Source organism: Acinetobacter sp. 22512, assembly GCF_052044755.1.
GTDB classification, from domain to species: Bacteria; Pseudomonadota; Gammaproteobacteria; order Pseudomonadales; family Moraxellaceae; genus Acinetobacter; species Acinetobacter pittii.
In genome coordinates, this window is the sequence record NZ_JBQENP010000012.1 from 1 (window position 1) to 20,964 (window position 20,964).

Sequence of the window (20,964 nt, forward strand, 5' to 3'; positions counted from 1 at the left end):
GCATAACCTTGCCAAGGTTGGGGTCGCGAGTTCGAGTCTCGTTTCCCGCTCCAAATTTAAAAGGCCCTAGTCGAAAGACTGGGGCTTTTTTCTTTTTATCGACCCATGATTTTACGTTCTATCGATTCACAGCATATTCATTCTGAGAATAGCTCAGCTCAAGGCCGAGTATTTCATTGATAGACTCAGATTTTTAAACCAGTAATTGTTTCGAGTTAATCTAGTTATATTTGCAGGGTATTGGTGTTATCCGATGCGTAGATATAAAGGGTAATGATTGAAAACAATCCAAGTTAAAGCGCTCTAGACTACATCTTTGTTGTAAACAGATAGAAAAGATGAAGTTATGATCATAGACATAGCTTTGGAAATAATATTCTTCTGCCTTTTGAATATCACGAGTTGAATCGAGAAACTCTATATGTTCAGCTAACACATGAAAGTTGAGCTTCTTTAAATGACGACTCATTCCTTCGCCAGTACATTTAATATAGGATTCTTTTAAGGTCCATATTTGAAAAAACCGTTGATATACAGTGGATGGATCAATCCTTTCATTTTCCTGAATCCATTCAATTTCACTTGGCGCTAACACACTATCGACACGCATCCAATCGAACTCACGGTCCAGCCGTTCAACATCAACTCCTATTTCTCCTTTTTCAGTCACCGCAAGAACAATAACGTCTGCTGAATGACTAAGATTGAAATAAACAGCTTTACTACCTTGTATAAAAGGTTTGCCGTTAGGTTGTAATTGAATGTTGACCTCATGGGGTGAAATACCCAACTTATCTGCTAAAACAGACTTCGTTAACACACGAGAAATTAAGAAAAGTCGTGCAGCATGAGGATGATATTGATCATATCTCAACTTTTCTGCCGCATTGAGAAAGCTGAGATAATGACTCAACATGAGATGGTTTTGTGGCACGCGTGAAACCGGGCAGACATACACCTGTACTTTGGAAATATCAGACATCACTGAGCTGTACTGTGGTGCTGATATATTTGGTTAGAACTGGTGTGAGATAATCATAAACCGCTTCTACATGGGTAACGTGCGGATTATGGCCTGCGCCAGCAATGATATGTACAGGAATATTAGGACTTATTGTAGTAACAATTGGATCCTTCTCTCCAACAATGATTTCAACTTTAGAGCCAAGCTCGTTTAACAAAGCTGTTTGAGATACTCTCTGCTGAGGCAAACTAATACGATGCATATACTCACTAATATGCTTGGCTACCGACACCCGGTGTAATGAATCCATCGCATAACCAACAGATAGATTTTTTTGTCCATCTGGATGCAGGTTTTTAGCAATTTTATCTTTCGATACAAAACGGAAAATTAGATTAGAGATGATTTGTATTTGAAATATTTTTGCGGCCTGTGCCTGCACGAAATAAGGCGATATAAGGATAAGACGTGCAACTTTATTTGGATATTTCTGCGCAAGACTCAATGCAAATAAACATCCTAACGAGTGAGCAATAACAACACTATTTGGTGCTAAAAGCTTTGCAGCATTATCAATAAACTGATGATTGTTATCTTCCATCACCTCATAACTACCTGAACGCCCAAGTCCAGGTAGGTCCATCATAACGACCTGATCATAGGTGATTTTATTAATTATTGGGAGCCAACATGTGCTATCGAATGGGATACCGTGTAAAAATAATGCAGAAGATTTTTCTGAACCAACTGGTTGTTTAGTATAGATTTCTGTCCAATATCGATTCTGATAGCTGAAACAGCTAGGTGTTGGAGCTTGCATACGACCAAAACGTGTAAGGACCAGTCGATCAATCCAACGAGAAAAATAAGGACTGGTATTGATTAGGCCTGCGATACCCATCTTAACAGCCATTTTTTCTGTCTCAGCGACATGATAGTTTTCATTAGAAATAAAAGCGAGCTGCTCTTTTGAGCCACCAAGCAATACCTCAGGTAATTTCTCGAGCAGAACTTTAGGTATTTGCAAATGTGGTGCGCTAACCCCTAAGTGCTCGGCAGCTAGGTTAACTAGACGATGACATTTAGGTGTCGCAGGATCAAGTAATACATACTCCTGAGCAATAGTCTCAGGAAAAGATATCGTTCGGATGAGAAAGCTCACGATATATTGCATATTGCAGAGTGGCAGGAATGTATCACTCCCACCAGGCAGCGCCAGCAGACGTCCTTGATATAACTTATCAATCATTTCGGCAATACCAATATATTGCATATCACCATAAGTATAAAAACCATCAATGACTGTCGCCGGATTTATTGCGGTCCATGGCACATTTAAACGCTTACATGTCTCAATAAAAGCTTGATGCCCTAAAATTTTCGAAGCTTCGTAACCACCATATTTATAATACAAATCATCAGCAGACTCTTGCGGCGGGGTAGCGACACGATATCCACCAATCCAGATAAATCGCTCAAGCTGCTTCAATGTCGCAGCCCATTCAATCAGAGCAAGTCCTGATTTTACATTCGTACGCTGAGCTTCAGCTTTGCTAATGCCCCAATTAAATGATGCAGCAAGATGATAAACAACATGGATCTTTGTTTGAGCATCCGTTAGTAGAGAGTCCAGCTTAAAGTCACGGCTTAAATCATATTCAACAAACGAAATAGATGGATCAACTAGCCCTTCTGTTGCAATAAAACCTAACAGCTTATCTTTCTTGGTTGCAGCATTGCGCAGTGCAGCAATCACCTGATGACCTTCACGTAGAAGATCAACGATCAGTCTACTGCCAATGAAACCCGCTGCACCTGTTACTAATATGGTCTTCTGTGAAAAATTATCTTTTTTTGCGTTATTTAAATTATCCATATATCACCTTATTAGGTACTGGGCACTCCAGCATTGTTTTGGAGCGAATTGTCTTAAAAGTTATATCGAACCTGGCCATATACCAGACTGTTATCTCTAAATTGTCCTAACACCGTATCATTTCTGCCCCAGAAGCGATCTCCACCTACATTAAACTGCCAGTGATCATTAAGGTTGTAATTAATACGAACTCTCAACATCTCATTGGGCTCTGGTGCAAAATAGAAACCTGTTACTTCTAACTTTAGGTTGTCATTCAGGAGGTTAAGTGCATAGCGCAGCATAGCTCCATACTGATCGCGCTCATATTGGTTACTGATGGTTTGCTGATAACGGTAAACTTCTCTCAATAATGGATTTGTTAGACTATCGGCAGATCTTAAGTCCTCCGTATGTTTATAGACACCTACTAAACTCACGGTGGAATTCTTCAATGCTAATTCTGGACCGATGACTACAGCCAGATTATTTTTTTTGTGCGTAAGATCTTCACTACCTTCTGAGTCAGTTTGGGTATAGGCTGCTTCACCGCGCCATACGATATCGTTATGGTTATAACTGAAATCAAATCCATAGACAGACATAGGATTATTTTTCAGTTGTAAAGTTGCTCCTGTTTGAGATAACGACTGGAGTGACAGATCGGGCATATGATCCAAACCCGAGAAATATGATGCACCAACATCTAAACCATCTACAGAATAATCCCAGCGCACTGCAAATGCAGGTCGGCTCTTATGGTCTATGTCATATTGAACACCAGCAATCTGACGCAATGGAATTACATCTGAACGACTACGCGGATACCACAACGCTGTCCATTTATTGGTTCCAGATTCAGGAATATACGTCAATTTGATTGCATCATTTCCAAGACGTTGATCTGTTTCATCTGGTACTAGGCGCGTATAATCACGGGGTGATAGATTATCTGTTGGATTAATCCCATCAGCTCTCCCCCAGACTACAATCTGGCGGCCAACATCAAGATAGAACGTCTGATCCCAGTTGTAAGAGGCGTACAACTCACGTAAGTTGCGATTCACCTTACTCACCTGATCTGGGTTTACAGTATGGTCCGTTTCGTCTCCAATATTTATGTCGTAATGGATCTTAAACTCAGGGTTAAACTTGAGCGTACCATTGGACCAGAAACTTGCTTGCCCAATGTTTTTTAACGAACTTAAATCACGATCTGATGACCAGACATCGAGTCTGGCTGAGTTCTGGCTTACAAAACTCATTTCGCTGTCATCTGCATAAGCATGCTGCAGTAGCATAAAGCTACTGCAGCATGCAAATACCCAATAGGCACCTTGCGTCATTTTTCAAGGCTCTGCGGTGAGAAAATCTTATCGGATAAAGTTTTCTCTGCGACAAAATCATTAACGATCACTTGTGTCATATGCTGAGTTTGCAGATTCTTCGCCATAGATTTCATGGCTTGCCATCTTGGTTTTACTTTGCCGTAAGGGCGGATATCCGTGAACTCAATATGCTTTAACGGTTTGCCTGCTGTGTCCCATATATCGATGGTTGCTGTAACAAAGTTGTCTTTGAGAATGCACATGCGACGTTTGCTATAACCAAAGTCACTCTTCACCGTATTATTGATTGGCGTTGCTTCGATCATATAGCAATCTTTGCCATTAAATTTGCCATCTGCAAGTTTCGTGTACTTCCAGTCACTTAACTTATAGCCAAGGACATCACCATAACTAAAGTCCGTGCCAATAAAAGCATCACCCTTATTCGCTGATGCAAGACGGCGTACTTTTTTCAATGCAGGCAAATAGACAAACATGCTATCACTGCCTTTTACATTCTCAATCAATAACGTCGTGGTTCCCTGTACATCTGCAGGCGAGATAAACTCGGTCAAACGCATATTATTCTGAGTATTTCCAGCAAGCTTGGTCATATTTTTAGTCAAGCGCACACGTTGCTCACCATTTTTAGAAGTCAAAATAAATTTGGCACTAGCACTTGAAGTCAGGAATTTAGAGGCATCATCACTACGATTAACAATGTCTTGAACTTCATCTGCATGAGATGTTTTAGGTAATGAAAAGGTGAGCGCAGTACCTAACAAAAGGCTTGTCACAACAGTTTGTGCAACGGGGATGCTTTTCTTATTTGAGGAAAAGATGAAACGAGGTTTTAATATTAGAATCATTGTAGGTACCATAATTAAGGTTGCAAACACACTGAAAAGCATCGCAATCACAATAAACATCGCTAGCCATTGATGTACGTGGAAGCCCTGCGATAAGGACAATACGCCATACCCGCCAGCGACCGCAGTCGCGACAAAAAGAGAAGCCTTACCAGCAGTACTTAATGTTTTACGAATAGCATCTTTGATATCTCCCCCTTCTTCGCGCAAGATTTCACGCAAACGATAGAGGAAATAAATGGCGTAATCCGCACCAATACCTACAGCCATGGCCGAGATAAGGGAATTTGGAATATTGAGCGGAATGTCGAGCCAGCCCATCACACCAAAGATGGCAAGAATTGAGAACAGAAGTGGTGTCAGGACAATCAGCCCAGCTGAAATCGAACGGAAGACCAGTGCTGAAATAAAGAATACGGCAAATGAAATTTGTAGAATGTTCATGAGCTTGCCGTGAACCATTGTTTCAGTCAAAGCAATGGTTTGCGTCACGTCACCACCAAAACTCACTACAGCCTTGTCACCCAATTGAGCCGCCATATACGTTTTTAGCGATTCAAGGATTTCTTTAATACGGTGGTTGCTGCCCGTTTTCATAAGAATCGTGATTTTGGCATAGCGCTGAGTAGTATCAATGTAGGATTCAAAATCAGTCGGCTCACCAGACATTGAATACAACAGCAGATATTGAGCAACAACATCTTTGGTTGCAGGAACCTGAAATGCCTGTGGCTGATCGGCATTCATTGCCTGATTCATTCGTTTGATATAGTCCACGATAGAGATTGTTTTACCAACCTCTGGAATTGAATTCGCGAACTTCTCTGTATTATCAATCGCTTTTAGGATCTCTGGGTTTTCAATACCGTCACGAACCTTCGTATCGACCATAATATAAAGGCTGTTTGTGCCACCAAGTGACTGATTCAAGAACCTGTCATCCTGCTGCATCGGAAGATCACGTGAGAAGAAATTCCGACTATCGTTATCTACCACAATACGGCTCGTGCCGATCGCAAGAAAAACACCAATTGCCGCAATCGCAGTCATTAATATCATTCGTGGACGAACTGACAAAATGGCATCGCCAATACGATTTGGAATCCAATCCCAGATCGGTAGCCCTTTGCGTTTGACCTTGGTAACCGAAGGCGGTGGCAACATTGAGCGTAGTGCCGGAATAAAAGTCATCTCAATGATCAGCGTACTGATGATCCCGATTCCAGTAAAAATACCGAATGAACGAATAGTCGGAATATTGAAGGTCAACAGAGAGAAGAATCCAGCCGCCGCAATTCCACCAGCCAGCACCATAACTGGACCAACACGAACTAAAGACTGCACCACAGCTTCGCTATTGGCAGCTTTAGGTTCCATCCCTTGAGCAATCAGACGATCAAAATCTTCATAGTAACGCTTGAGCAACTGCACGGCGTGCCCTGCTGCAATGGCCAGAATCAAAATTGGTGTAGGCGAGTTAAAGATATCCATAGGCTGTTTGAACAGCCCCATCATGCCCATACCCCATGCCACAGCAAGCAAAGCTGTAACGAGTGGCAGAATCAAACCCTGCTTACTGCGGAATGCTTCAAAGTGCAACAATCCAATCACCAATACGGCAATCGGGAACAAGATATTGATACGCTTAGAGTAATCTTCAGCTTTATCTAGATAGACAGGATTACCGCCGACACTGAGCGTCATATCTTTAGATTGTTCGCTTTCTACAATTTTGTTGATCGGAGCCATCATCTTCTGGAAGCCCTCTGGACTTTCCTCAAGCTCAAGCAAAATCGCAGCAGTTCTTTGATCTTTAGACACCACTGAATTCATATAAGTTGGATTCATTGCCAACACTTTTTTCAGTTGATCGATATCATCCTGAGTTACAGAACTGGTCGGCAGTAATTTTTTGGCATCAAACCCTTCCGAATTAGCCATGATTCCTTTCGCTTGACGTGCAGCCAAACTCATCATAGTTGATCGAACAACGCCGGGGGCGTTGTCCACTTCTTCGGTAATACGTTTGACTTTTTCCAACACTTGCGGTTGATAAATATCACCTTGCTTCGGTGTAATACCGATCACAACCATATACTTGGAGCCGAATTTTTTTTCGATCAGCTTGGTCGAGGTGATATAAGGATGCCCATTCGGTGCAAGTGCGCCTGGATCAATAATAATTTTTACACCAGATGCAAGGTATGCCAAAGCAATCGTCAAGAGCATGACCACTGTCAGTACAATACGGCGATGTCTAAGAATCCATCGCGCATATTGCTCCATCACTAGATGAGTCTTTTGAAGTGGTTTTTCGATCTCTTGCGATGATTCTTTGATCTCCTGCAATGGTTTTTTGATCTCTGGCGATGGTTCTTCTATCTCCTGCAATGGTTTTTTGACTTCTACCGATGGCTCTTCAATCTCTTGCGTTTGCGTACTCACTGCCTCATAGGTTCCGCCCTTCTGAGCCAGCGCCTGAAGATTAGCAAGATCTTTTTTGAACTGGGCAAGAACCATTTTTTTTAGCAGTGCATTAGGAAATACACCAAAAAAGCCGCCCGGCTCTGCCTCAAACAACCATTCAATCCATGTACCTTCTGGATGAGGTTTGAAGCGATAAGTACCTTTGTAATAAAACGGTCCTTCTAACACTTGGAAGGCATACAATTCATTCGGTACCAGGTGTGTAATTTCACCTTTAAAGGCCAACTCACGACTAGCAAAGCTCAAATTGAGTTCATACTTGCTGCCCACACGCGGAGTAGTGTCTAGTAGCTCTGAATGCTTACATGACAATTGCCAGCTTGCATCATTGCCCGGGTTTGCAAGATATTTAAAAACTTTATCAATCTCGGCCGGTATAAGGAAAGCATGTTCTATGGTCACCATAGTGGTTCTACCTTCTTGTATTTCTTATGCAGGAATTGGATACATCTGATCAATTGTCTTGGCCACAGCCGCAACGTTCTCAGCGAACATAATCGATGAATGGTCACCAGGTAGATCCACTTGTGTAAGCGTATCTTTGATCAAATGATCCCAGCCGAGACTTTCCCCAAAATCTTCAGACTCATCTTTGGCTTTAACCAAGAGGATCGGAAAATCTTCAGGCTCTGGGAAATAGGTCTGTAGTGCGACGCCATTCGCCAAATAAGTATCAAAGTAAAGCCGGAAATCTGATGGGTTAGCATCCAGAGGTATGACATTGATGGCCTTAGCTTCTTTAAGCACATGATCAAACATGTGATCTGGACTCAATTCACGCAAGTATTGCGCTGATATCGTCAGCTTTTTGCCATAAGGCACAGCCAAATCACGAGCAAACCAAGACAAAAGCATGGCATCATCAGCATCTTCAGGCACATTCTCTGGAATTGGAGCACGTGTATCAATCATGACAATCCCTGTGACCTGCTGCCCCATTTGACGCAACTGACGACTGATCTCGTATGCAATCGCACCGCCAAAACACCAACCACCGAGGAAATAAGGCCCTTGAGGCTGCATTTTTTGCATTTCAGCAATATAGAGTGTCGCCATTTCTTCAATCGCCACTTCAGCAGCATCTGCTTCAATCAGACCCGGAGACTGAATAGCACGTAAAGTACGGTTCGGATTGAGATGACGCGAGAGTTCCATATAACAGAAGGTACTGCCACCAATCGGATGGAAGAGCCATAGCGGCTGTTCATAAGTTCCGCTGCGCAGTTCGATTACGATTGAAGGTTTGATTTCTTTATTTTCACGGATGATCTCCCCCAAACTCTCAACAGTTGAGTACTGTGCAAGTAAAGCAACTGATAATTCGGTACCAAATACCTTCTTGAGATGATTGACAAGTTTCACAGCCAGTAATGAATGCCCACCTAATTCAAAGAAATCATCATGTATACCAACTCGCTTGACTGATAAAATCTGCTCAAAGGTAGTACATAACTCGATTTCGATCGAATCGCGTGGAGCAACATAATCGTTGCTCTGCTCAAACACTGGCTCAGGGAATGCCTTACGATCTAACTTATTGTTAGCCGTCATTGGAAACTCATCCAATCGGATAAACGTACTTGGCACCATATAAGCCGGAAGATGGATTTGTAGAGTCTTTTTTAAACCAGCCATTTCAATATCATGTCCAGTCACATAAGCCACCAGTTTCTGATCATTGTCGGCTGTGGTCTTAACCAAGACTACTGCATCTGTAATACCATCGATCTGTTTGAGGACATTCTCGATTTCGCCTAGCTCAATACGGAATCCACGGATTTTGACCTGAAAATCCAGACGTCCGTGATGAGTCAAACGCCCATCCATTCGCAGACAGACTTTATCTCCGGTGCGATAGAGTCGACCAGCATTTGGTAGGGATGGTAAAGTTCTAAATTGTGCATCTGTCAACTCAGGTCGATGCCAGTAATCGACTGCAAGACCATCGCCTCCAATCCAGAGCTCTCCCATAACGCCTCGTGGAACCAATCGCTGCTGTTCATCAAGAACATAAAGCTGGGTGTTCGCCATTGGTTCGCCTAAATCAATATATTTGGCATCGGTGATGTGGGCTGCACTGGACCACACAGTTGTCTCGGTCGGACCATAGACGTTCCAAAGACAGCTGACTTTACCCAGTAGTTTTTCTGCGAGTACAGGATCTAGCGCTTCGCCTCCGCTAAGTGCAGTTAGATGTGGGATACCTTTCCACTCACTGTCCAAGAGCATTTTCCAAGAGGACGGCGTTGCCTGCATAACATTGATTGACTTCGCCTGCATATACTCAACCAGCAGGTTCCCATCTAGAGAGATCTCACGTGGGCACACATGCACCACACCGCCGTACATCAGTGGAATCAATAGTTCAACAACAGAAATATCAAACGCATAAGTAGTGATTGCTAATAACTGCATATCAGCAGTTGCTTGCAGCCTATCATTCACAGACAGTAAGAAATTAGCTATTGAAGGATGCCCAATACGCACGCCTTTAGGTTTACCTGTCGAGCCGGAGGTGTACATCACATAAGCGGTATCACCAAAGGCAAGCGTCTCACGTACTTGCTCAAGGGGAACAACACCAGCTTGATTGATATCTAGACGTGGTACAGAGACTGTAAGAGCATCCATCAAGTCAGTTTGGGTCAAGATGACTTTAGGTTCAGCATCTTCTACGATGTTATGCAAACGTTCTCTTGGGAAACTAGGATCCAACGGTACATATGCTGCTCCTGCCGCCCAGATTCCGAGGACTGCCGCGGGCAATAGCACAGTGCGGTCTACCATCAGACCTACACGATCCCCATTGGTAATACCATGTGCACGTAAATATTCAGCAATCCCAGCAATATGCTGACCTAACTCATGATAGCTGACAGCATGATCTCTAGAAGTCATAGCATGATTGTGACCACGCTCATCGATCTGTTTTAGAATCATTCCCAGTAGATCATGTCGAGGATAGTCGGTCACCTGACCACGTAGATAGCCTAGCTGAATGCCATTCGCATAATCAGGTGCGATATCTAACTCAACGATCTTACGTTCAGGATGAGCCACCATTTCCGATAGTACAACTTGCAGTAGTTGCACCATATTCTCGGCAGACTCCGCAGAAAATATTTCAGAGTTGTATTTCAGTACGCCAATCAGTTCACCCTGATATTCACCACCCATTTCTAGCATAATATCTAGTTGGCCTTCTTGTTGGCGAACTGGAAAGCTTCCTAGCGTAAGGTCTTGACCAGCTAAAGTAGCTGGATTCTGGATTGGTAAGAGTAATTCTTTAAACTCATCCAAACCACCTAGACGTTCCCAAAACATTCCAACCTGAGCCAATGGGTTGATACTGCCATCACGCTTTGGTGAAACAGCTTCAACCACTCTGGAAAAAGCAACTTTTTGATGTTTAAGACTCTGTTTTAATTGTTCCTGCACCTGCTGTGTAAATTGACGTAAAGTCTGATCAGCATCGATGTCTATGTTAAGAGCAATTGTATTGACAAACTGTCCTAGTGCATTGCGCAAAGAGCGTTCAAGTCGACCTGCTACTGCTGTGGCAACGACTAGATTATTTTCATTTGATAGTTTGTTCAGCAGGATATAGAAGCCCGATAGTACAAGACCGAACAAGGTAATTTCATAATCTTTCGCCAAGTTTACAAGACCAGACGATACTGACTCAGGTACACGGAAAATTACCGAGCTACCTTTATGTTGTTGCACAGCTGGACGTGGATAATCAAGTGGAATGCTATGCACATGTGGAGCATGCTTTAACGCATTTTTCCAAAACAGTAAGCTTTCATCAGCATCACCAATCACGTTGCTCTTCTGCTTATCTGCATATTGAGCGAACTCGATTCCGTTCACTAGATTTGACTCTGTCACTAGCCCAAAACGCTTGCAGACATCACGCAGCAACAAGCCAATTGACCAGAAATCCATTAAGGCATGATGAATCACAACTGCAATCACATAGTGATTCTGACCACGCTCATAACAATGGATACGCCACAACGGTGGCTGAGTCAGGTCAAATGGTTGCTTGGTATCCTGTTCGACTAATTTCGTCAAATCAGAAGCTTCAACATGACGAGCATCAGAGAGAATGATATTAGGATATACACGATCCCAAATGATTTGCTCGATACCCTGATCATTGGCAGGCATGCTTACACGTAGTAACGGATAATCATGTAACACTGCTTCCAAAATCTCCATCGGCTTATTGCCTAATGGCTGGTTGACCTTCACATCAAAAGCCACCACCATATTGTAGGCACTGCAAGTTGGCTCAAGACGCTGGATATACCAAATACCAAGTTGTTCTGCAGAAATCGCATGACGCGACAGAATTTTTGGTTCTAGGCTCGCAATGTTATTCATGAAGCAACTCCCTGTTGCAACTCAGAAACCAGATATTCAGCCAATGCATTGATTGTTGGGTAATCCCATAGCAGTGTCGGCTCAAGTTCCAGTTTTGTCAGATCTTCTAAGTCCCCAGACACAGACAAAGCAACGATCGAATCAAGACCATAACTGGTAAATTTTTGCTCTGGATCAATCGTCTCAGGCTCTACACGCATCTCTTTAGCTACTAGCGTACGAATGATCGCGCTCCAGTAAACTTTATCCTTATTCATGGGGTAATCTCCTCTTTAACTGGTTTGGCATCACGCGGTGCCAATGCGAAATCGATAACAGATAACATGTGGTTGGTTGAAATTCGGTCTAGCAAATCTGCTAATGTGCTTTCACGTAATGACGTAATAGGAGGAGATGTCTGCCCTTCAGCAGCATTTAGGAAAATGATCAACCATGCTCCATCCTTTAAAGCAGTCCTTAAGCCATGACGGTTGAAGACCCAGAAACCCAACACAGCAATGCGGGCAAACAGTTCTGCGTAGCCTCGAGCGAGACTAAAACGCAAAGTTTCAAACTCTTTGCTTTCCTCAGAGTTTGAAAAGTAATTCTGAATTTTTTGATCCAATGAACGCTGTTCAACCAGAAGCCGGTCTGCATGCTCACGTAGCGTAGATAGCATTTCAGTAGACAACCCTACTGTGGCTTCGGCATCGTTGAGCATTTCAATGATTGTCCCCAGCGACTCCATCACCAAATCGCCATCTCGGTTGAAAATCTCAAGCCCACGGAAATCAATAGCGTCTGTCTCCACTTGTAAGTCATACAACTGGCGATAACGTGCTTTGGCTTCGGCTTGGTTGAGATGGTCGGCTTTTTTGCTACGACCTTTATTGGCTGATTTGAGCTGAAAACTCAGACTGTCTAGACAAACGGTGCTACTTCCGTCAAACACACTAACAATCAGATGGTCTCTGAATGCTTTCTGGTACATTCCATCTGCATATGCATTTCTTAAGAAGAAACGTGACCCAAGCACTGAAGAAGTGATCTTGGCAAGTGACTCTACATACTCAGGCACCAGTACCTTGACGATTGGCGACCATGTACTGAACTGATTAATACAAACGTGTAATCCGCGCGCGCCAACGAGTGATAACACCTCCGCTGCTAATAGATAGGCATAGGCTGTAGCGAGCTGCTCACGCACCAGTGGAATGCTTATTACTTTTTTGTTATATAACTCGCGTTCGATAGCAAACTCGGTCGCGATTCGTAGCATCGTATCGCCAGCCCCCAGCGAGAAACTACTGCAATATGCACGCGTTACCTGTAGGGTTTTGAGTCCAAGTTCCAACCCTTGGCCCTCTTCACCGATCAAAGCATCTTTGTGAATTTCAGCGTTGTTAAAGCCAATACCACTAATATCTAAACCACGCATGCCCACTGTTGGCAGGCGGTTCAGACTATAGGTTCCTTTAGAAGCCATATGACGCTTATCAAGCCAGAATGCGCTCAAACTACGTGGTCCACGATCGTTCGATGTTTTAGCGATCAGGCTTAAAGAGTCTCCTAAAGTGGCGCGGTTAATTGACCATTTTTCGCCATTTAAGATGTATTTACTCTCGGCAGGCTGTGCTGTCACTTCACTAGATAATAGGTCAGCACCATGCGCTTTCTCGCTATAAGCCAATGCTGGAGCAGCACCACTTAAAATTCGGCTAGCAATATTTTGGCATTGATTCGGATTACCACCGATCCACACAATCACAGACCAAGCGTTCGTGCTATAGGTCGAATTGATAGTTAGATCTCGTCGTGCCAACACGCGATGCAGATATAGCAACTCTTCACCAATTTCCATATGACCTCCGAGCTCTGAAGGCACATAGAAACGGTTCATACCCACCGCATTCAGAAAATCAACAGCACGCTGAGGATATTGCTCCTTCTCATCACGCTCGATGGCAGCGGACCAAGAAAAATCGTTGTTGTTATCATGTACGGAGCCTAAAATTTGCTCCAGACGAGCAGCAGACTGAAACTGCCGCAAATTGGATGTAAGTGACATGGATTTTCACTCAAATGATTAAAGGGTAAGGGTTAAAACAAAGCACTTTTCAGACGATTAAAAATCAGCGCGCGTACTTCACGTTCCTTGATCATTGAGTTGAGAAGATTGGAGCTATAACGAATCAGCTGCCCCCGCTGCTCACGATCACGGATGACTTCTAAACCGTTTTTGACATAGTTTCGAGCAATCACTGTTCTACGGTTTGGATGGGTTAAACAGACCAGTTGACCGCGTTCGATTTGCTCTTTAATTTTTCTTCTTCTAATTTTGCCGCTAGTAGTTTTGTTAATTCGGCCTTGATGCAGTAAATAGACGCCTTCTACAGGTAAGCCAATATCAGCTGTCACTTGTTCCTTGACCTGAGTTCTAATGGCTTCAAAATTGAGAGTCTTGTCTAGTGATTTCTTCTTGATCTCAAGTACAACCGTAACACCCTCAGAATCAGCAACATTCACTGCCGCAACACAGCCTTTACGAACAGCAGGATGTGCCATTTCAACAGAGCACTCGATATCTTGCGGGTAATAGTTCTTACCACGGATGATAATCACATCCTTAAGGCGGCCAGTTACATATAGGTCTCCGTCTTTGACAAAGCCCATATCACCCGTTCTCAAGTAGTGCACTTGACTCGGCTGACCCGCGTCATCAATGATAGTCGCCGCAAAAGTTTCCTGATTGACCTCTGGCTTCTGCCAGTAACCTGCTGTAACGCTCTCACCTGCTAGCCAGATTTCACCAACTTCATGAGCCGCTACTTCTTGACGGGTATGCGGATTGACAATACGGCAATCAATATGTGCCGAGATCTTGCCACAGCTCACCACTTGCACGGCGGTCTGATCTTGACTGGCCTGTATCAGATTGGCATTTAACTTGTCACGATCGATTGAAATTGCATTGAGAGGGCCAGTTACGCCACTAACTAAAAGCGTAACTTCTGCCAATCCATAGCATGGCAAGAAAGTATCTAGTCTCAGTTCCGACTGGGTATTGAACTTTTCCATGAAGCGTTGCATGACGTGAGCCTTGATCGGCTCAGCGCCATTAAACAGCACCCGTAAACGACTCAGATCAAGCGATGCAGCCTGCTCATCAGAGATGCGGTGCAGACATAATTCGTAAGCAAAGTTTGGTCCACCAGTAATTGTGACACCTTTTTCACTGATAAATTGCAACCATTTTAGAGGTTTACGAATGAAGTCCAGCGGTGACATGACATAGCAAGTCAGGCCCACATACACAGTTTGCAAAACTGAACCAATCAACCCCATATCGTGGTAAACAGGTAGCCATGTAAGGCCAATATCTTCAGGTTGTGTGCCAAAAGCTTCAGCAATCATGACTTCGTTTGCCATAATATTCTTATGGGTAACAATTACCCCTTTAGGCCAACCTGTTGATCCCGAAGTGTATTGCAGGAAGCAGATATCTTCTTCAGTAATGAGCGGGAAATCTTTTTGTACCAAATCACGCTGTAGCTCAGTATCAACGGCATGTAATATTAAGCTTTCATTTTGAGCTTTTAGTGTGATCAGACCTGATAGCTCAAGAATCTTTTTGGTGGTGAGTACTATTTTTGGCTCACAGTCATTCATAATATTCAAAATATTAGAAAAACCATTACGATTAAACGGTAGGCTGACTGGCACCGCGATAATTTTAGCTTTTAGGCAGGCAAAGAACGATACGATAAAGTCCAACCCAGGCTCAAACAGCAATACAGCGCGATCACCACTGTCTACAAGATTCATTAATACCTGAGCTTGATGTTGAACCCGAGCGTTCAAATCTTTATACGTAAGAGACTGAATACCACCCGATTGACGCCCTAAATACTCGAAAGCAACCTTACTTCCATTTAAATTTGCGTGGGATTCCAATGTTGCAATGATATTATCCGTATCCATTACAGCCATAACTTACTCCGATTAATTATAATGCACCCTTAAAATTCGCTAATTTAGAAATTACATTTCTCGTCGGGGCTTTTAATAAAAATGAATATACTTTTTGTTTAAAATATAAATTCACATTATATTTTATGGTTGGGCATCATTTATTACACCTGTAAGTGCTTACAGGTTGGCCTATATTTATAAAAATCGAGAAGCTAGACACCTTTTACAAATCGTTTTCTTATTTCGATTTTTTTACAATTAGATTAAATATTAAACTTATTTTCATCTTTACTTTTTTAGTAGTTAAAAAAGTGTCTAAAAGCTTTCAATACATCAGCGAATTCTTATCTCATATAATTCTTTTATTGATATTTTAGTTTTTTGAGATTTAATTTCTTATAGCAATAAGCTATTTAAGTATAGATTAACAATCCACCCATATTATTCATTTAAAAATAAATCATATTTCAACATTATAATTTCTCACAACCAATATATACTTTTATAAATCAACATAATTAATTTTAACTTTCGTCATAAAATCATGAATACTAAAATAATATGAAATTAAATTTTTCCAGTTGGTTTAATTTTAAAATAAAACTCAGATAAATAGCTTTTATAATAAGCTATAGTAATGATTGATTTAAAATATAAATATTACAAGCATTTACTTTATTCAGATGTATTGTTTATACGTATACTTTATAAAAGTCCTAACATCACAGCTCGGATAGCTGCTGAAATTTTATTATTCACATTTAACTTCTGCATTGAATTTCCGAGGTGAAAATTTACTGTTCTTTCAGTCACCCCTAGAATCTGGGCAATTTCTGCAGACGTTTTACCCTCAGCAGTCCAACGCAGTGCCTCTTTTTCTCGGTTCGTTAAATAAAGATTAAACTGAGCGAATTCCACCTCATTTACAACTTTAGCAATGCTAGAATGTACTGTTTGAGACAACCAATACATATTTGTATATTGTGCCTTTTGCTCTTTTTCCGACAATTGGTCATTGGATCTTGCGAGTGTTAACATCCCTCTGGTTCCAATAAAGTCGCGACTTGACTGAGCCCAACCGACATTAAGGCCATAAGAGCTCGCCTCCTCCCAGAAATCTTTTTCTTCTTGTGTCTTTGCAAATTGGCTCGACCAGACAAGAGGTTGAAGTGATACCATACAATGCTGCACAGTTGGATCTATCTTCACATATTGCCGTTCCACATACCGCTTTTGCCATGCTTCTGGATAATTATTCAACATAATCATTTTTGGTTCAGCAATAGATAATGGCGACTGCATACCATAAGCACAATAATCAAATCCAAGCTTTGAAGCTGTAGATTTAACGATCTCAAACAGCTGGTATTCATTTTTTACGATCAGAAATTCTGATAATAAATCCTCTTGCCAATTTTCCATTTACTCTCATTAGACTCCATTCACAAATCATTTTTTGTTCAGTTGCATATTGTGAATTCAAACAATCCAATTGAAGCGTAGGTCTCTTCGTTTACCTTTATTTCAACAAAGCTTTTAAATACCTAATTTTCTTTATCTGATTTTTCAATTTCAGATTTTGAATTCATCATCTAATTAACAACTCTTTTAAGCCAGATATGGTTGTAAATTATTCAGCCAAACTAAATTTATGAGAGCTTCTAAGGTTGTTATATTCCATGTGCGGATTATGCTTGAAAAATTAAATTTTACGGGATGCATTTTATTCCAAAAATTAAGTATTTTAAAAAAGATCAAGGAGACCTATTAATTATTATTGATAGTCAGTTTTCATTAATTTAATTAAACAATATTTTCTATCAACTATCTAGCCGGTATAATTTTACTAATTATTATGTAAAGAAACTAAAGACACCTTTAATAATTTAATAAATCAAGCAATTACATTATCACTCACCTTACTTAGGATTATTATTTTAACAATGAGAGTTGATGCACACTAAAAGATCTACAACAACTCCAATCTATCTAGCATTTTTTAAAAGGCAGTTTGCATATTAAAACTACAAAATTCTCATTTTTCATAAGTAAGCCTTAAAGGCTGAATAACTCTCTAGTAAGAACAGCTTAACGGTGTATGCCATACAATTACATTTAACCTGTTAAACATAACAGTATTTTATTGGCAATAATTTATGTTATTTATCCATTGAACCCCAATTCAAGTCACTTGAACAGGTAGCATGGTCACCATCCCCCCTCATTTCTCAATATCAGCAGATGGTTTTATTCGACTGAATGAAAACCAGCTTATGAACTATCCACTCCAACACCTCATATCTATTGTTGAATCAACACAAATTGAAGATTCTCAAATTCTCTATTATGGTTTTACTGAATGGGCAACATCACTGACCCCAGCTTTAAGTACGGGATGGGATTGGGAATTTATTGAGTACAATGGCATCACGAGTATAAAAAGAATTGGACTGCCTCGAAGCAATATTATGCTTGTTGATGTATCTGGTACAGATATTGGATTTGAAGTTACTGAAACACTAATTGAAAAGAAAATCGATACTTTGTTCTGGGAACAGTTCATTTATGCTCAAATCAATACAACCCAAACAATGGCTAAATTAACTCCATATTTCTCTTAGAAACCTGTAAATTCTTACAGTTACCGCTTCCTCACCTGTTAAGTAAAGTCACTTGAAAAATAAGTGGAAGCACTTGTAATGAATGTTATTGCTGGATTTCAAAATAATTTTTCAGAAGGCCTATATACTAAATTTAAAAATTACCGCTATAGGGTATTTGTTGAATATTTAGGTTGGGAGTTGAACTGTCCTAATAATGAAGAACTAGATCAGTTTGACAAAGTCGATACCGCCTATGTCGTCGCTCAAGATAGAGAATCTAATATTATTGGTTGTGCCAGATTACTACCAACTACTCAACCTTATTTACTTGGTGAGATATTTCCTCAATTACTTAATGGAATGCCTATTCCTTGCTCACCAGAAATTTGGGAGTTATCAAGATTCTCAGCAGTAGATTTCTCAAATCCGCCATCTTCAGCTAGTCAAGCTGTGTCATCGCCCGTCTCTATTGCAATTCTGCAAGAATCTATCAACTTTGCAAGGGAACAAGGCGCAAAACAACTCATTACCGCCTCTCCTCTGGGGGTAGAGCGGTTATTACGTGCTGCGGGTTTTCGTGCTCATCGTGCAGGCCCACCCATGGTTATTGATGGCTATGCGATGTTTGCATGCTTGATTGATGTGTAGTTCATAATCAATTAGGTACACATTGAACAGCTGGAGCGAGAAAAAAGTAGCACTTGCACCTCTTTTTTCGCTTCAAATGTACTAAAAGCACTACCCGAAAAATTAGTTTGACTCATAAAAATTTTTTTAATTGTATTTCTTATAATCATTAACTGCCTGATCTAAAGCCTGAATTCCCTCATCAATTTTATCGGCAGTAATAGATCCAATGCCTAACCTTAAAAAATGTTGATGGTGATCTGTACTTAGAAAAAATGGCTGACCGGCCTCTATAAAAACTCCTACATTAGCTGCGTATTGGGCTAAAACAGTACAATTGATATCACTTTGGGTATCAATCCAACATGCCGAGCCACCATTTAATGCATAAACATTCCATGTGGGAAAGTGATGGTGTAATGCTGATATTAACTGCTCACCACGATATTTATGGAGTTGAAACTGACGACGTAACATGCCGTGGTAATAACCTTGATCAATAAAAAAGGCAAATACTCTTTGATTAAAAACATTGGGGTGCCGAAGCATTAGACGACGCAAATGACGCAACTCATTAATGAGTTCTGGGGCTGCTACGATGTACCCTAAGCGTAAACCTGGTGCTAGAGGCTTAGATAAGCTCCCGATATAAACTACTCTCCCATGCCGATCTAAACTTTTTAATGCAGGGATCGTAGTATTTTGAACTAGAACCTGTGCATCGTATTCATCTTCTATAATGATACTGTCTTGCTGCTCCGCCAGTTGTAAAAGCTTTTTACGGCGTGAAGGAGACATGGTTATGCCTGTTGGGCATTGTCGTCCTGGTGTCACATAAAAATAATCACAGCCCACAGCATTTGTTAGGGTAACGCCTTCATGATCAACCGCTAATGGCACAATATTTGGTGTATGCAACATAAAAATATTTCGTGCATCAGGATAGCCAGGGTCTTCTATACCAACACTTTGTTGTTCTTTAAGTAGTAGTGCTGCCAACATATACAATGCATGCTGGCTTCCTACCGTAAGTAATATTTCATTTTCTTTGGCCATAATTCCACGGGTCGGTAAAATATGTTGCCGTATTGCATTTATAAGAAAAGTATCATCACCTTGTTGTGTAATATCCCTTGCCCATATCGATGCATCTTTAGCTGATAAAGCTTTAACAGCACACTCACGCCAAGATGAGGCCGGAAAACTTTCAAAGTCAGGCTGACCATATATAAACGGGTATGGGTAACTCATCCAATCCGCAGGTTTATTAATATGCCTTTGTGCTGATGGGCGAAGACGAAAGCGTGAAACCCATTCTGTAGATTTTGATGTCGTTTTTATCGTTTTGCTTTCACTACTATCAATTTGGAAGCTGGGATGCACAAAATGTCCACTACGTTGCCTAGACTCTAAAATACGTTCAGCTACGAGTTGTTGATATGCAATAGTCACAGTATTACGACCAACTCCAAGTTGATCTGCCAAATAACGACTTGATGGAACAGCCATACCTGGCTTGAGATAACCTTGTACTAATGCAGTAAACATCATACGGCAAATTCTTCCCTGCAAATTGAGTCCACTTTGCTCAGTCTCTGCAAATAATACGTTCCATATACCTGGTGCTTCTGGATTTGTTACAAACTGATCTCTTTCCATAGTGCATTTCTCGACCTATTTTGAAGCCCAAATGCTTAACATGGTGCATTTTGCCTCTGAAGACCTATGATTTACCGAAATCTGGCATCATAAATACAAATGCAAGACCTATTCCAACATATAAAAAAAATAAAAAATTAATAAATTTTAAATATTTAAATTAATTTAAGTCTGGCTCCATCAAAACCTTAAATCTGGTACTACGGCTAATTGCTCTATTTCCGTACAGTTT

Annotated in this window: 12 protein-coding genes; 2 read left to right on the top strand and 10 right to left on the bottom strand. The window is 41.2% G+C overall.

The window, feature by feature from the left end:
• Window positions 1-220: 220 nt before the first annotated feature.
• From ACTJJG_RS13165 to abaR, 9 genes are all read right to left on the bottom strand, one after another.
• Window positions 221-982, bottom strand: a complete 762-nt coding sequence (locus ACTJJG_RS13165) for a 4'-phosphopantetheinyl transferase family protein (RefSeq protein WP_005071962.1) — start codon at window positions 980-982, stop codon at window positions 221-223.
• Window positions 975-2,840, bottom strand: coding sequence for an alpha/beta fold hydrolase (locus ACTJJG_RS13170; protein WP_032063976.1), 1,866 nt, complete (start codon window positions 2,838-2,840; stop codon window positions 975-977). Before ACTJJG_RS13170 ends, ACTJJG_RS13165 begins: the two co-directional genes overlap by 8 nt.
• A 53-nt stretch (window positions 2,841-2,893) precedes the next feature.
• Window positions 2,894-4,165, bottom strand: coding sequence for a DUF1302 family protein (locus ACTJJG_RS13175; RefSeq protein ID WP_032063977.1), 1,272 nt, complete (start codon window positions 4,163-4,165; stop codon window positions 2,894-2,896).
• Window positions 4,162-7,908, bottom strand: coding sequence for an outer membrane lipoprotein-sorting protein (locus ACTJJG_RS13180; RefSeq protein WP_032070599.1), 3,747 nt, complete (start codon window positions 7,906-7,908; stop codon window positions 4,162-4,164). Before ACTJJG_RS13180 ends, ACTJJG_RS13175 begins: the two co-directional genes overlap by 4 nt.
• A gap of 24 nt (window positions 7,909-7,932) precedes the next feature.
• Window positions 7,933-11,892 (bottom strand): non-ribosomal peptide synthetase, encoded by a 3,960-nt coding sequence (locus ACTJJG_RS13185; RefSeq protein WP_005071954.1) that lies wholly within the window; start codon window positions 11,890-11,892, stop codon window positions 7,933-7,935.
• Window positions 11,889-12,149, bottom strand: a complete 261-nt coding sequence (locus tag ACTJJG_RS13190) for an acyl carrier protein (RefSeq protein WP_002118032.1) — start codon at window positions 12,147-12,149, stop codon at window positions 11,889-11,891. Before ACTJJG_RS13190 ends, ACTJJG_RS13185 begins: the two co-directional genes overlap by 4 nt.
• Window positions 12,146-13,921, bottom strand: coding sequence for an acyl-CoA dehydrogenase (locus tag ACTJJG_RS13195; RefSeq protein ID WP_080777024.1), 1,776 nt, complete (start codon window positions 13,919-13,921; stop codon window positions 12,146-12,148). Before ACTJJG_RS13195 ends, ACTJJG_RS13190 begins: the two co-directional genes overlap by 4 nt.
• 50 nt (window positions 13,922-13,971) lie before the next feature.
• A complete protein-coding gene (locus ACTJJG_RS13200; protein WP_032013093.1) occupies window positions 13,972-15,861 on the bottom strand; it encodes a fatty acyl-AMP ligase in 1,890 nt (629 codons plus the stop codon).
• Window positions 15,862-16,548: 687 nt separating this feature from the next.
• The gene (abaR, locus tag ACTJJG_RS13205) at window positions 16,549-17,265 is read right to left on the bottom strand and encodes a LuxR family transcriptional regulator AbaR (protein WP_032012783.1); all 717 of its coding nucleotides are present in this window, start codon (window positions 17,263-17,265) and stop codon (window positions 16,549-16,551) included.
• 782 nt (window positions 17,266-18,047) lie between these two features.
• Between abaR and ACTJJG_RS13210 the strand changes: the two genes are divergently transcribed.
• Both ACTJJG_RS13210 and abaI read left to right on the top strand, forming a co-directional pair.
• On the top strand, window positions 18,048-18,464 hold the full coding sequence (locus ACTJJG_RS13210; protein WP_002118068.1) for a DUF4902 domain-containing protein: 417 nt from the start codon (window positions 18,048-18,050) through the stop codon (window positions 18,462-18,464).
• A gap of 63 nt (window positions 18,465-18,527) precedes the next feature.
• The gene (gene abaI / locus ACTJJG_RS13215) at window positions 18,528-19,094 is read left to right on the top strand and encodes an acyl-homoserine-lactone synthase AbaI (RefSeq protein WP_080777020.1); all 567 of its coding nucleotides are present in this window, start codon (window positions 18,528-18,530) and stop codon (window positions 19,092-19,094) included.
• 126 nt (window positions 19,095-19,220) lie between these two features.
• Here abaI and pdxR read toward each other — a convergent pair whose 3' ends face one another.
• A complete protein-coding gene (pdxR, locus tag ACTJJG_RS13220; RefSeq protein WP_032012781.1) occupies window positions 19,221-20,732 on the bottom strand; it encodes a MocR-like pyridoxine biosynthesis transcription factor PdxR in 1,512 nt (503 codons plus the stop codon).
• Window positions 20,733-20,964: the final 232 nt, after the last annotated feature.